This window comes from Veillonella sp. VA139 (assembly GCF_003992005.1).
Classification (GTDB): Bacteria; Bacillota; Negativicutes; order Veillonellales; family Veillonellaceae; genus F0422.
The window spans coordinates 1-13888 of the sequence record NZ_RQVL01000036.1; the positions used below are offsets into that span (position 1 = coordinate 1).

General features: G+C 40.4%; 14 protein-coding genes. All 14 read left to right on the top strand.

Annotated elements, in window-relative coordinates; translation table 11 throughout:
- Positions 1-203: 203 nt before the first annotated feature.
- The 14 genes from EO125_RS09185 (at position 204) to hypE (ending at position 13769) form a co-directional block, all read left to right on the top strand.
- The gene (locus EO125_RS09185) at positions 204-1121 is read left to right on the top strand and encodes a DUF535 family protein (protein ID WP_127148631.1); all 918 of its coding nucleotides are present in this window, start codon (positions 204-206) and stop codon (positions 1119-1121) included.
- Between the two features lie 11 nt (positions 1122-1132).
- A complete protein-coding gene (gene nrdR, locus EO125_RS09190) occupies positions 1133-1606 on the top strand; it encodes a transcriptional regulator NrdR (RefSeq protein WP_127148632.1) in 474 nt (157 codons plus the stop codon).
- Complete coding sequence (gmhA, locus tag EO125_RS09195) at positions 1599-2171, top strand: D-sedoheptulose 7-phosphate isomerase (RefSeq protein ID WP_127148633.1); 573 nt, start codon at positions 1599-1601, stop codon at positions 2169-2171. Before nrdR ends, gmhA begins: the two co-directional genes overlap by 8 nt.
- Positions 2164-3648 (top strand): PfkB family carbohydrate kinase, encoded by a 1485-nt coding sequence (locus EO125_RS09200; RefSeq protein WP_127148634.1) that lies wholly within the window; start codon positions 2164-2166, stop codon positions 3646-3648. Before gmhA ends, EO125_RS09200 begins: the two co-directional genes overlap by 8 nt.
- Entirely contained in the window at positions 3645-4616 is a 972-nt protein-coding gene (gene rfaD, locus EO125_RS09205; protein ID WP_127148635.1) for an ADP-glyceromanno-heptose 6-epimerase, read from the top strand. Before EO125_RS09200 ends, rfaD begins: the two co-directional genes overlap by 4 nt.
- Positions 4616-5149 carry a D-glycero-beta-D-manno-heptose 1,7-bisphosphate 7-phosphatase gene (locus EO125_RS09210; protein WP_127148636.1) on the top strand — a complete coding sequence of 178 codons (534 nt, stop codon included), beginning with the start codon at positions 4616-4618 and terminating at the stop codon, positions 5147-5149. Before rfaD ends, EO125_RS09210 begins: the two co-directional genes overlap by 1 nt.
- A gap of 270 nt (positions 5150-5419) precedes the next feature.
- On the top strand, positions 5420-6019 hold the full coding sequence (locus EO125_RS09215) for an ECF transporter S component (protein ID WP_127148637.1): 600 nt from the start codon (positions 5420-5422) through the stop codon (positions 6017-6019).
- A gap of 127 nt (positions 6020-6146) precedes the next feature.
- Complete coding sequence (locus tag EO125_RS09220) at positions 6147-7202, top strand: metal ABC transporter solute-binding protein, Zn/Mn family (protein WP_127148638.1); 1056 nt, start codon at positions 6147-6149, stop codon at positions 7200-7202.
- 78 nt (positions 7203-7280) lie between these two features.
- Positions 7281-7424 (top strand): six-cysteine ranthipeptide SCIFF, encoded by a 144-nt coding sequence (gene scfA / locus EO125_RS09225; protein WP_009353042.1) that lies wholly within the window; start codon positions 7281-7283, stop codon positions 7422-7424.
- Between the two features lie 316 nt (positions 7425-7740).
- Positions 7741-9135: a thioether cross-link-forming SCIFF peptide maturase gene (gene scfB / locus EO125_RS09230; protein ID WP_127148639.1), complete on the top strand. Its 1395-nt coding sequence runs from the start codon at positions 7741-7743 to the stop codon at positions 9133-9135.
- Positions 9136-9164: 29 nt separating this feature from the next.
- Positions 9165-11423 (top strand): carbamoyltransferase HypF, encoded by a 2259-nt coding sequence (hypF, locus tag EO125_RS09235; RefSeq protein ID WP_127148640.1) that lies wholly within the window; start codon positions 9165-9167, stop codon positions 11421-11423.
- Positions 11424-11431: 8 nt separating this feature from the next.
- A complete protein-coding gene (locus EO125_RS09240) occupies positions 11432-11686 on the top strand; it encodes a HypC/HybG/HupF family hydrogenase formation chaperone (protein WP_127148641.1) in 255 nt (84 codons plus the stop codon).
- The gene (hypD, locus tag EO125_RS09245) at positions 11643-12761 is read left to right on the top strand and encodes a hydrogenase formation protein HypD (RefSeq protein WP_127148642.1); all 1119 of its coding nucleotides are present in this window, start codon (positions 11643-11645) and stop codon (positions 12759-12761) included. The genes EO125_RS09240 and hypD overlap by 44 nt, the downstream gene beginning before the upstream one ends.
- Positions 12762-13769: a hydrogenase expression/formation protein HypE gene (gene hypE, locus EO125_RS09250; RefSeq protein WP_127148643.1), complete on the top strand. Its 1008-nt coding sequence runs from the start codon at positions 12762-12764 to the stop codon at positions 13767-13769.
- Positions 13770-13888: the final 119 nt, after the last annotated feature.

Consider the following 13888-nt stretch of genomic DNA (forward strand, 5'->3'; position numbering starts at 1 on the left):
AGAAAAGAAAAGTAACGGATGGTTACAAGCAATTAAACATGGTGGACGCAGGATTCTTTAGTAACGAGGAACCCTCTTTTAAAGCTAGGCAATTATTTTTCCAACAAAAACTTGACACCGTCGTTTTTTGTATATCATTGAATTTCATTGTTGAAATGGAGTATAATATAGTTTGATATAGTCTATCCTAAGGAGGATGTACCGTGTTTACATATGCAAAACAACAATGGGAATTAGGTAAAAGAATATATGGATACCATAGCTGGCGTGAAAAGCGACGTATTTTTTTGTTCACGGCCCGTTCCTATAAAAATAGATCGCAACTGAATCAACTAGAATCTTACTTCGCTACGTATGGTAGTTATTCTAATTTACTGCAGGACCAAGAAGGAATCTGGGAGATTATTAATCGTGTCTTCTTCTACAAAGAGTCCACAGCCCAAGAACGATTGGAATGTATTATTCAGCACTTTGATGTCTTACCGAAATATGTGACAGACGATGTGATTCGGGCCTTGTACAGTCCTTCTGAAAGGGGCATTCGCTTATGGCATTCCGAAGAATTAGCTTTAGAGGCAGCCTTACGTTTTATGCCAGGTCAACGGAAAGAAGGCTTACTTAGTTTGCTCTTAACCTATGAAGGTGATGGAATTTATCATATCAACTTCCGATTAGGTGTGGATCCATCGGGACAACTATGTATTTGGGTTGGTACTATACAAGGATATAAAGAGGGTCTAGATAAGGCGAAGAAACTAACGAAAAAAATGCATGGCTATCGCCCTAAAAACTTTATGTTCTTTTTATTGCGACAATTAGCTACTTGCTTAGGTATTGAGACTTTGTATGCAGTGTCTGATGAAGGATTCTATACGAATACTCATTTGATTCGTTTCAATCGTCATAAATTAGTGAAATTTGATGATTTTTGGGAAGAATTAGGCGGTCACGTATGGGAGCAAGACTCTCGATTCTTTGTGATTCCTTTAGCAGAGGAACGGAAAACCTACGAAACAGCGAAAACGCATAAACGAAATATGTATCGCAAACGCTATGAAATGTTAGATACTTTTATAGAAGAAATTCAACAGCAAGGAAAGACCTTCTTGCGCAACCAATAGGAGGATACGATATGAAATGTCCTTATTGTCATCATGACGAAATCAAAGTCACAGACTCACGGTCTACGGACGATAATAATATTCGTCGCCGTCGGGAATGTATGAACTGTGGCAAGCGGTTTACGACCTACGAGGTGATTGAAGATTTACCAATTATGGTGATAAAACGAGATCAAAAGAAAGAATTATTTGATCGATCTAAATTGATGAATGGCTTGTGGAGATCTTGTAGTAAACGAGGCATTTCCACAGATCAATTAGAATCGATTGTAAATGAAACAGAAAAACAAATTCGTATGGAAGTAGAGCAAGAAGTGACTACAGAGCGAATTGGTGAAATTGTATTATCCTTGTTGAAAGATGTAGATCAAGTTGCGTATGTGCGATTTGCCTCTGTGTATCGACAATTTAATAATGTAGAAAGTTTTTTACAAGAATTACACGAATTATTGGACAATCATGGAAAGGATACAACACATGAGTGAGTTACATCCAATTGTTAGTGCCCGTTTTTCAGATCATGTAGACACATTGAGTGCTACTTATGAAGTAATGGGTGTTATTGAAGCTATGGCGGAGCGTTGTAAAGCAGCGCTTGCAGCAGGCAATAAAATTTTATTTTGTGGTAATGGTGGTTCCGCCGCAGATTCTCAGCATTTAGCAGCAGAGTTAGTGGGACGATTTCAAAAAGAACGCCGCTCTTTGGCTTCTATTGCATTGACTACAGATACGTCTATTTTGACAGCTGTAGGCAATGATTATGGGTATGATGAAGTATTTGCCCGACAAGTAGATGGGTTAGGCCGTTCGGGAGATATTTTGATTGGTATTTCCACATCTGGGAATAGTAAAAACGTGGTGAAAGCCGTAGAATCCGCCCGTAATATTGGTATGCATACCTTTGCCTTTACTGGTGAAAGTGGTGGAAAGATGGCAGAATTATGCGATTTAACCTTTGCAGTGCCATCAAAAGTGACAGCTCGTATTCAGGAAATGCATATTTTAGCGGGCCATATTTTATGTGAATTGGTGGAAGAAGATTATGCCTAATCGTACATTACAATCCTTTTTGCTTCGTGATTTACCACAATTACAAGTAGGGGTTATTGGTGACTGCATGCTAGATCGCTATATTTTTGGCGATGTGAGCCGTATTTCCCCAGAATCTCCAGTGCCTGTAAATTTAGTGCAACGTGAAACGGAAGTGTTAGGCGGTGCCGCCAATGTGGCGAATAATTTAGCGCAATTAGATTGCCAAGTGCATATGGCATCTCGTATTGGCGATGATGCCCATGGTAAGATAGTACGCCAATTATTAGAAGATAATGGTATCCAAAGTACTGGCATCTTTACTGAAGATTCTATTCCGACTACCACGAAAACACGTATTTTAGGTGGACAACAGCAAATGATTCGCCTAGATTATGAAGTGAACCAGTCCTTGTCCAGTGCTAGTGAAACATCGATCCTTATTTGGCTAGATGAGTTGTTGCACAAAGGATTGCAAGGCCTTGTGATTTCTGATTATGGAAAAGGGATTTGTCAGCCTTCCTTACTAAGACAAGTATTCAGTAAAACACGAGCAGCTGGCATTATGACCATTGTAGATCCGAAGGGTTCTGACTGGTCAAAATATAACGGTGCTACTTGCATTACGCCTAATGTGAAGGAACTCAGTGAAGTTGTAGGCTATGAAGTGCCCAACACAGATGAAGAGGTTGTTACAGCCACGAAGCATATTTTGGACAATATGGAGCTAGACTTTATCATTGTTACTCGTTCGGCGAAAGGGATTACCTTAGTTCGTAAAGATGGCAATGTATGGCACAATGCAGAAACGAAACAGCAAGATGTATTCGATGTGAGTGGTGCTGGTGATACGGTAGTGGCTATGATGCTTACTACATTAATTGCAGGCTTATCTATCCGAGCAGCTTTAGTGGCCGCCAATGCAGCAGCAGGTGTAGTGGTGTCTAAGGTGGGTACCTATCCGATCCATCGTCAAGAACTATTAGATTTATTGTCTTCTATGAAAGCAAAAAAAGAAGATAAAGAGAGTATCTATTCTGTAGAGGCATTAGCAAAGAAAATCCGATTGTGGCAAGATCGGGGCGAAGTGGTTGTCTTTACGAATGGTTGTTTTGATATTTTACATCGTGGTCATTTGACCTATTTAAAAGAGGCAGCAACACTGGGTGACCATTTGGTGGTGGGCCTCAATTCTGATAGTTCGGTGCGTCGTTTAAAAGGGGATAGTCGACCTATCAACCATGAACTAGATAGAGCCTTGTTGATGAGCTCTTTAGGTTTTGTCGATGGTGTGGTTCTATTTGAAGAAGATACACCAGCAGAGGTACTTTCACAGTTGCGACCAAATATATTGATTAAAGGTGGAGATTACAAGCCAGAAGACGTCATTGGTAAAGAATTTGTAGAAGAAGTACAAATTTTACCGTTCCAAGAGGGATATTCCACAACAGGAATCATTGAGCGCATCCAAGGATTAGTAAAGGAAGGAAAATTATGATTATTGTTACAGGTGGTGCTGGGTTTATCGGCTCCAATATTGTAAAACAATTGAATAATAAAGGTCGCAATGACATTTTGATTGTTGATGATTTGACGGATGGTCGTAAAATCCGCAATATTGAAATGTTGGATTTTGCAGACTATATCGATTATGAGGAGTTTGATATTGCCGTAGAGCAAAATACTTTCGATTGTGGTCCTATCGAAGTGGTATTCCATGAAGGTGCTTGTGCAGACACTATGAATTATGATGGCAGATACATGATGAAAAATAACTATGAAGGGTCTAAAAATCTCTTTCATTATTGCCAAGAACGCCGAGTTCCTTTCATTTATGCGTCATCTGCGTCTACGTATGGACATGGTACTAATGGATTCCGTGAAGATCCAGTCTGTGAACAAGCTTTGAACCCTTATGCGTATTCTAAATTGTTGTTTGATCGATATGTGGCAAAATTTAGAAATCATTTACAATTACAATCTCAATGTGTGGGTTTGCGTTATTTCAATGTATTTGGACCGAATGAAACACATAAAGATAAGATGGCATCTTTGGTACGCCAAATGTATTATAAATTGATGGAAACTGGCGAAATTACTTTGTTCAAAGGCATTGATGGATATGGTGATGGTGAGCAAACCCGTGATTTTATCTATGTAAACGACGTGGTCAATGTGAATTTCTATTTCTGGGAACATCCTGAAATTAGTGGAGTATTTAACTGTGGCACAGGTCATGCGCATACTTTCAACGAATTTATGAAAGCTGTTATTTCCTTCGCAGGAAAAGGTGAAATTCGCTATATCGATTTCCCTGAAGTATTAAAAGGTAAATACCAAAGCTATACGCAAGCAGATACTACCAAATTGCTAGCCGCTGGCTATGATAAAGGATTTACGCCATTAGAAAAAGCAGTCCATGAGTATTGTGCATTATTACGTGATAATGAAGGGTATGTAAAATAATGGAAACTAGAAATGTATTATTTTTAGATCGTGATGGGGTTATTAACGTCGATGTAGGATACTTGAGTAATCCTGCACAACTAGAATTTATTCCTGGTGCTATTGAGGCTATGCAAGAAGCCCAAACACGTGGGTATGACATCATTGTGGTTACAAACCAAAGTGGTGTGGCACGTGGCTATTATACAGAGGAAGATGTGCAAGCGTTACATGCTGAAATGTCTCGCCGTTTGGAAATAGAAGGAGTGCATATATTAGCCTACTATTACTGTCCACATCATCCAGAAGGGACAGTGGAGGCCTACAAGAGAGCTTGCAATTGTCGCAAACCTAATCCAGGTATGCTAACAAAAGCCATTGAAGAGTGGAATGTAGATGTAGATGGCAGTTTCTTGGTAGGGGATAAACCATCTGATGTAGAGGCAGCTGAATCCATCGGTATGCGTGCGTATCCATTTGAAGAAGAAAACTTAATGACATTCTTAACACCAATCTTTGCTTGGGAAGAAGGAAGAAAATTGTTAGGTCTGTAATGTTTGAAATGAACACTCTCATGAAATGTATCAGAGAGTGTTCATTTTTGTTACGGGCTTACATTGCCAATAGAGATGGAATAGTTTGGTATAAAAAAATAACTGTTAAGTGTAAGAAAAGTTACATTTTATGATTGACAGATGAGTTATTTTGTACTACTCTATACGAGGAACTGACTGTATAGTCTGTATCAAGAAGAACAGAACTGAGTTCCATTTTTTTATTATTGGTTCGACTTATATCCTAAGGGAATAAGAACGGAGGAAAACATGGAAAAAGAAACAGCGTTGCAAACACAGCCATCCCAAAAATTTACGGTACGTCAATTGACAATCATTGGTTTATTGGCAGGGATTACCATTGTACTTGGTATGACAGGGTGGGGCTTTGTGCCAATTCCACCAATTAGTGCTACTATCTTACACATTCCAACTATTTTAGGTGGTGTTGTAGAAGGACCTAAGGTGGGCATGTCTGTAGGCTTCCTATTCGGTGCGTACAGTATGGTACAAGCGTACATGGCGCCTAATATTTTATCCTTTGCATTCATGAATCCTATCATTTCTGTATTGCCAAGAATATTGATCGGTTTGGTAGCGGCGTTGGTATATATGTACTTGCCAATCAAGGTGAAAGCCATCCGTATCGGTTTAGCTGCATTCCTAGGAACAGCGACAAATACAATCCTTGTGATGACTGGCATCTACACAATTTATGGAGTAGAATTTGCTAAGGCAACACACATTTCACCAGAAACTGTATTTAATGTGGTGATGGGTATTGTATGGTCTCATGGTATTCCAGAAGCCTTGTTAGCGGTAGCTGTTGTAACACCTGTGGCACTAGCTGTCATTAAAAAGGTTAAATGATAATGAAATTGAGTGTATAGACTGCTCATGCATTCAAGCACGGATTTTTTAAATCGGATATAATCAAGAAGTGAATTAGCAAAGACTAATCACTTCTTGTTTTTTATGTGTGAGGAGGAGTATACTCATGAATTGGAAAAAACGATTAACCTATTTTGTATTAGGAGCTACTATGGTTGCTACTGCAGTAGGCATTGCTGGCTGTGGCAGTGATACAAAACAAGCAGCACCAGCTGAAAAAATGAAAGTTGTTACTACCGTGTTCCCTGTATATGATGTAGCGAAACAAGTAGGGGGAGACAAAGTTGATGTGACTTTATTAGTGCCTCCAGGAGCAGAACCACATGATTGGGATCCAACTGCAAAAGATTTAAAAGAAATTGGTACGGCTAAAGTGTTCTTATATAGCGGTGCAGGTTTGGAACCAACAGAAAAGATTTTAGCAAAAGATGTGCTACAACAAGCACAACCAGTAGAATTATCTAAATCGGTTACTTTGTTGCCAGCTCCAGATGAAGATGAAGACGAACATGATCATGATCACGATAAAGATCATAAAGAGGATAAACACGATCATGACAAAGATCATAAAGATGACAAACATGACTATGATAAAGCACAAAAAGAAGATAAACATGAGCACGAACATGAACATGGCGAGTTTGATCCACATGTATGGTTAGATCCAATGAATGTTGCTAAAGAAGTAGATGCTGTTGTAGAAGCGTTCTCTAAAGCAGACCCTACGAATGCAAAATACTATGAAGCTAACGGCAAAGCATACAAAGAAAAATTACAAGCTTTACATGCTAAATATGAAGAATTTGGTAAAACACAACACGACAAACATCTAGTAGTTAGCCATATGGCATTTGGTTACTTAGCAAACGCATACGGTTTTGAACAATTAGGTATTATGGGCGTATCTCCAGATGCAGAACCAACACCAGAACGTATGGCAGATATTGTAGCTTTCATTAAAGAACATAATGTAAAAGCGATTTTCAGTGAAGAATTGGTAAGCCCTAAATTGGCGAATGCCATCGCAGCTGAAACAGGTGTTAAAGTGTATGTATTGAACCCTGCAGAAGGTTTAACAGAAGAACAAGCACAAAAAAATGTGACATATCTTGACATCATGGAAGAAAATCTTAAAGTGTTGAAAGAAGCATTAGCACACTAATTCCTATTCCTTGTGCTTGCTTGAAACGATATTAGATGATAATATAATAGAGTAAGTTTGTGCTTAGGAGGAATGAAGATGTCTAAACGTATTCGTACAATTAACACTGAATCCCTACAAAAAACTGCTAAAACAGGCGGCTGCGGCGAATGTCAAACATCTTGCCAATCTGCTTGCAAAACTAGCTGTACAGTAGGCAACCAAGTGTGCAAACAAAAATAATCATTGGATTAGCAATAAGCTGTCGACCAATAGGTCGGCAGCTTGTTTGCTTTATATTACTTCTAGGATTATACTAAAAGTGTTACTATAAAACATACAAAGATCCCCCCAGATCTACCAGATCTAGGGGGATTATGTATGCTAATCCTTTATATCTTTATCTTGCCTAAAATATAACCTATTGTATTCTAAAAGTACAATTTTTTGCATACTATAATTTTAGAAAAAGTATACCCTATATTGATAGCTTTCTATACGTCATGGGTATAAAGTGATATAATACAAGTTAGACTTTAGTAAGTTAATGGAGGTATGAATGTTAGAATTACAACCGATGATTCATAAATTTAAAATGAAAGATAAGTTCTTTCTATTGGATGTAAACAGTGGAATTATTCACGTTATTGATGAACTTATCGATCGTGTATTAGATATCTATAACGGCACAAACCGTGAGGCTGTACATAATGCGTTAGATGCTACAGAGGATGCAGCGGAGTTAGATGAAATTATGGATGAGTTAGATGAGCTCATCAAAGAGGAAATGCTCTTTGCGCCGATGTCTGCAGAGTTCAAACTTGTGGTAGATGAAAAACCAATTGTAAAAGCTCTTTGTTTAAATATTGCTCATGATTGCAACTTAGCTTGTAAATATTGTTTCGCCAGTCAAGGTGATTACGGCGGAGTGAAACGAGAATTAATGAGTTTTGATGTGGCGAAGCGTGCCGTAGATTTCTTGATTTCCATGAGCGGTCCACGCCAACATTGTGAAATCGACTTCTTTGGTGGTGAGCCATTATTAAACTGGGATGTTGTGAAACAAACCGTAGAATACATTGAATCCATTCAAGAGGAACATGGAAAAATCTTTAAATTAACATTGACCACCAACGGCATGTTGTTGACACAAGATAAAATCGACTATGTGAATGAACATGACATGAGCTTAGTACTTTCCCTAGATGGTCGTGAAGATGTGCATAATAGCATGCGCCCAAGTTCTGGTGGTAAAGACACTTACAATACAGTAGCGAAGAATTTAGTCAATGCTGTTAAACAGCGTGAGGGCCGTGAATACTATGTGCGTGGCACTTATACGCATAATAACTTAGACTTCTGTAAAGATGTAGAGGCGATGTCTGACTTAGGCTTTGAACATTTGTCGATGGAACCAGTGGTTGGGGAAGATGGGGCTTATGTGTTACGTCCTGATGATATGCCGATTATTGAAAAAGAATATGAAAAATTGGCAGACCTATATTTAAAACGTCAATTGGCTGGTTGGGGCGAGAAGTTTAACTTCTTCCACTTCCGTATGGACTTGTATCGTGGACCATGTATGGCAAAACGTTTGCGTGGTTGTGGTGCTGGTCATGAGTATATGGCGGTTGTACCGAATGGGGATATTTATCCATGTCACCAATACGTAGGTAAAGATGGGTACGTGATCGGTACTGTCTTCGATGGTTTGAAAAACTATGATATACCAACGCAGTTTAGAAATACGCACGTATTTACAAAAGAAACTTGTGCCAACTGTTGGGCGAAATTCTTCTGCTCCGGCGGTTGCCATGCGAACAATGAAACATTAGGTGGAGACCTTAGCACACCGTACGAATTGGGATGTAAATTACAGAAAAAACGTATTGAATGTGCTATCATGATTCAAGCTGAACTGGATGCAGCGGGAATCCGACAAGAAAATTACTAAAATTATATAACAGAAGGGAGGCGGGTTCTATGAAAGCATACACCATACATGTAACGGGCATTGTACAGGGCATAGGATTCCGCCCCTTTGTGTCTAAACTAGCTCACGAAATAGGAATCGTGGGCACAGTGAGAAATGACACGAGCGGTGTGGAAATACACATACAAGGTGCAGATGCAGATTGCCAATTGTTTATAGAACGATTGCAATCTGATTTGCCTATGCATGGACGCATTGATACCTTACAAATGGAACTGACAGAATTACAGGATTTGGATGATTTTACCATCATCCTTTCGCAAGGTGCGAAGGGCAATGCCTTTATTGGCGCTGATATGGCGCCTTGCGAGGAGTGCTTACAAGATATACAAGACCCTGAGAACCGACGCTTTCACTATGGGTTTACAAATTGTACAAATTGTGGTCCTCGGTATACGATTATTGAAAGTACACCCTATGACCGTGACACAACGTCTATGAAAGTATTCCCTATGTGCGAAGACTGTCAGAAGGAATATGATGACCTAAGCGGTCGGAGATACCATGCGGAGCCCAATGCTTGCGAGCACTGTGGACCCATGTTTACATTGAAAGATACAGATGGTACCGTGCTTGCTAGTGGACAGGATGCGATAGAGCAAGCTAAAGTGTATATACAAAATGGTTCTATCGTGGCACTAAAGGGTGTGGGCGGCTATCATTTGGTCTGTGATGCGTTACAAGAAAACGCAGTACAAACCTTACGTCAGCGTAAAGGACGACCTCGAAAACCATTAGCAGTCATGGCAGGATCCTTGAAAACGGCAAAGCAGTATGTGCACATATCTAACACAGAAGAAGAACTGTTGTTGAGCCCTGCAAGGCCTATTGTGTTATTGCGAAAGTTAGCAGAGTATACTACTGTTGCACCTAGTGTGGCTCCTGGTATGGAAACCTTAGGCATTTTGCTGCCCTATGCTCCGTATCACTACAGTTTAGTGCCGTCTAATGCTCTATGGGTCATGACTAGTGCGAACCGAAGTGGTGATCCTGTATTATATAATGATGCCCAGGCATTGGAAGAATTACAGGGGATAGCAGATTATATATTGACTCACAATCGGGAGATTATCTCCCCAGTGGACGATTCGGTGGTACAAGTGGTGCATGATAAGCCAATCATGATTCGTCGTAGCCGAGGATACGTCCCTTTGTCGATACCTGTAGTACCATTAGAAAAGAGTCCAACGATGCTTGCTATGGGTGCCGATATGAAGGCAGCATTTGCGATGAATCGTGGGTCTCATGCTATCCTGAGCCCCTATATGGGAGATATGGAACATCAACGAGTACAAGACTTATTGTGGAGTACGACGAAACGCTATGAAGAGTTATTTCAATTACAACCTACACAGGTCATCGTGGATGCCCACCCAAATTACTATACCTCGCAGTGTGGTAGAGCCTATGCAGAGGAGCATCAAATACCTGTTATAGAAGTGCAGCATCATCATGCCCATGTGGCGGCGGTGCTGGCGGAGTATACTATTCAGGAACCGGTATTAGGGATTTGTTTTGATGGTACAGGATATGGAACGGATGGCACATTATGGGGCGGTGAGTTTTTATATTGCCACAAAGAACATATGGAACGATTAGGCCATTTGAGTTATGCCCCTCTGCCAGGTGGTGAAGTAGCAGTACGAGAGCCATGGCGCCAAGCCTTGTGGTATGTGAATGAACTCTATCCAGCAGAGGCACCCACAGTGATAGAAGAGTGGAAACAGTCGTTGCCTAAAGGATGGCAACTATTAGATAAAATGATGCCTCATATGCAGATGGTACAGTCTTCTAGCGGTGGTCGTTTATTTGATACAGTAGCATCCTTACTAGGTTTAGGTCATGAGCATCTCTATGATGCGCAACTTGCTATCGAGTTAGAGCAATTGGCACTTTCAGAGAAGGGCACTATCCTAGATATGAAGCTGGATGGAACAGTATTAGATACGATGAGTTTAGTACGATCTGTGATAGAACAATTAAAAGATGGTGAAAGTGTAGCAAAAATCTCAGCGAACTTTCACAGAACTTTGATATATTATATAGGACAGATGGCGAAACAATGTTGTGAAGAACGACATATTTCGCATATTGTCTTGTGTGGAGGAGTATTCCAAAATCGTATTCTCCTAGAAGGAGTGATGCAAGAATTACAGGAATACACAGTCCACGTGCCTACCCAAAGCCCGATGAATGATGGCGGTATCGCCTTGGGACAACTATGGTTAGGAAGTTATATGAATAGATAGGAGATACTATGTGTTTAGCAGTACCAGCACAATTGGTGCATATTAATGAAACAATTGGTACCGTGGAATTAACAGGGGTGCAACGAGAGTGCAGTCTGTTATTGGTGCCAGAAGCAAAAATTGGAGATTGGTTATTAGTCCATGCGGGCTGTGCCGTACAAATTGTAGATGAGGAGGAAGCGCGTTTGACCCTTGAGGCATTCCGCGAATTAGAAGAACTTGAACAAGATTACTTTAACAGAAAAATCGAAAGTCGCAGCTAGTTTACTAGAGCGCATTCACGAATTACATAATCCAGAGGAAACTGTACGATTCATGGAAGTCTGTGGCACCCATACAGTGGCTATTTTTCGAGAAGGCATCCGTCAAATGTTGCCGAAAGGCATAGAATTGATCAGTGGTCCTGGATGTCCTGTGTGTGTGACAGACCAACAATATATGGATCAAGCCTTGGCGTATGCGGCTCGAGAGGATATAGTCATCGCTACCTTTGGAGATATGCTGAAGATTCCTGGTACAACAGGTAATTTATGGCAGTCGAAAGAAAATGGAGCTCATATTGAAATTATTTATAGCCCTATGGAAGTACTTGGATTGAGTGAACAATATCCAGATAAAAAGATTATTTTCTTGGGTATCGGCTTTGAAACGACTATTGCCGTTATTGCAGCTACTATTCAGGCGGTGCATACAAAGGGAGTAAAGAATGTATTTTTCTTGATTTCTCATAAATTGGTGCCTCCTGCATTACGAGCTCTATTAAGTAATCCAGACCATCAAATTGATGGATTCCTGTTGCCAGGTCATGTAAGCGTTATCATTGGAGAACAGCCGTATCAATTTTTGGCCGATGAATATCATATGCCAAGTTGTATTGCTGGCTTTGATGGTATGGAAATTTTAGCAGCCATTGTCAATCTCTTAGAACAGCGGAAAGAAAAGAAATTTTATGTAGGAAATACGTACCGGTCCGTGGTGGCAAAAACGGGAAATTCCGTAGCACAACAATTAATGGATACCTTGTACGAACCCTCCGATGATGGTTGGCGTGGTATTGGTGTACTGCCCGCATCGGGTTTAAAATTGCGCGGAGAATGGTCTGCCTATGATGCGTTGGTGCAACTACCTTTAGAAACATTTACAACTAGTGATGGACCGAAGGGCTGCCAATGTGGCTCTGTCATTCAGGGGATGATTCATCCTGATGCATGTCCTTTATTTGGTAAACTTTGTACGCCAGAGCATCCAGTGGGGGCTTGTATGGTATCGGTAGAAGGTAGTTGCTCAGCTTGGTATAAATATGGTTTTTCCAGTGGTGGAATGACCTGGGAGGAATAAATGGAACGTATTCGCTTAGTCCACGGTAATGGCGGTAAATTTAGCCATGAATTGGTGGACCAATATATTGTGAAATATTTTTCAAATCCAATATTAAATGAATTACATGATGGAGCTGTATTTCCCGTCACCAATGGGCGTATGGCTATGAGTACAGATTCCTATGTAGTGACACCACATATTTTCCCCGGTGGCAATATTGGAAAATTAGCTGTGTGCGGTACAGTCAATGATTTGGCTATGATGGGTGCGGTGCCTCAGTATTTGTCGTGCGGACTCATCTTAGAAGAGGGATTGCCTATCGATACGTTGGAAACGGTGCTACAAACCATGTCGGATATGGCACAACTTTCAGGGGTGTCCATTGTGACAGGGGATACGAAGGTGGTAGAAAAAGGTTCCGTTGACGGCATCTACATCAATACTGCCGGCGTAGGTATCATACCGGACTATGTACAGTTAGGTACTTCCTATATTGAAAGTGGTATGAAAGTAATCGTATCCGGCACCTTGGGGGACCATGCCATCGCTGTCATGGGCACACGGTATGGATTGGATTTACCAGATACGATACAAACAGATTGTGCGCCTTTACATAAAATGGCTCACAAGTTATTAGAAACCTTTGGCAAGGATATTGCATTTTTCCGAGACCCTACCCGTGGTGGTTTAGCTACTACATTACAAGAAATTGCCAATTCTGCACAAAAGGGGATTCGATTGCAAGAATCTGCCATCCCTGTTAGAGAGGAAGTACAAGCTGTATGCCAAGTCTTAGGATATGACCCATTATATTTAGCCAATGAAGGTAAAATGATTGCCATTGTACGTGCTGATATTGCGGATGCAGTGGTGGAGTTGATGCGGACTTTCACAGAAGGACGTGAGGCAGTGATTATCGGCGATGTGGTGAATGGCAATGCTGGTAAAGTAGGATTACAAACTGCGGTAGGTGGGATTCGGCTCTTGGATATGCTGGGAGAAGACCAAGTGCCGCGAATTTGCTAAAAAATTGTAATATTTCATGAAAAAATCATGGGCGTCTCGTATGTTAGTGTAAAATGTTTGTGGGAAAATAAAATAGCAAAAGAAGGTCAACCTTTGTTACAATGAATGTATTCCAAAAA

Bases quoted from the DNA above. Each gene is read 5' to 3' on its own strand.
- EO125_RS09200 (WP_127148634.1), top strand. From the start codon at position 2,164: ATGCCTAATCGTACATTACAATCCTTTTTGCTTCGTGATTTACCACAA.
- rfaD (WP_127148635.1), top strand. From the start codon at position 3,645: ATGATTATTGTTACAGGTGGTGCTGGGTTTATCGGCTCCAATATTGTA.
- hypE (WP_127148643.1), top strand. From the start codon at position 12,762: ATGGAACGTATTCGCTTAGTCCACGGTAATGGCGGTAAATTTAGCCAT.
- EO125_RS09220 (WP_127148638.1), top strand. From the start codon at position 6,147: ATGAATTGGAAAAAACGATTAACCTATTTTGTATTAGGAGCTACTATG.
- scfB (WP_127148639.1), top strand. From the start codon at position 7,741: ATGTTAGAATTACAACCGATGATTCATAAATTTAAAATGAAAGATAAG.
- nrdR (WP_127148632.1), top strand. From the start codon at position 1,133: ATGAAATGTCCTTATTGTCATCATGACGAAATCAAAGTCACAGACTCA.
- EO125_RS09210 (WP_127148636.1), top strand. From the start codon at position 4,616: ATGGAAACTAGAAATGTATTATTTTTAGATCGTGATGGGGTTATTAAC.
- EO125_RS09240 (WP_127148641.1), top strand. From the start codon at position 11,432: ATGTGTTTAGCAGTACCAGCACAATTGGTGCATATTAATGAAACAATT.
- gmhA (WP_127148633.1), top strand. From the start codon at position 1,599: ATGAGTGAGTTACATCCAATTGTTAGTGCCCGTTTTTCAGATCATGTA.
- scfA (WP_009353042.1), top strand. From the start codon at position 7,281: ATGTCTAAACGTATTCGTACAATTAACACTGAATCCCTACAAAAAACT.
- hypF (WP_127148640.1), top strand. From the start codon at position 9,165: ATGAAAGCATACACCATACATGTAACGGGCATTGTACAGGGCATAGGA.
- EO125_RS09215 (WP_127148637.1), top strand. From the start codon at position 5,420: ATGGAAAAAGAAACAGCGTTGCAAACACAGCCATCCCAAAAATTTACG.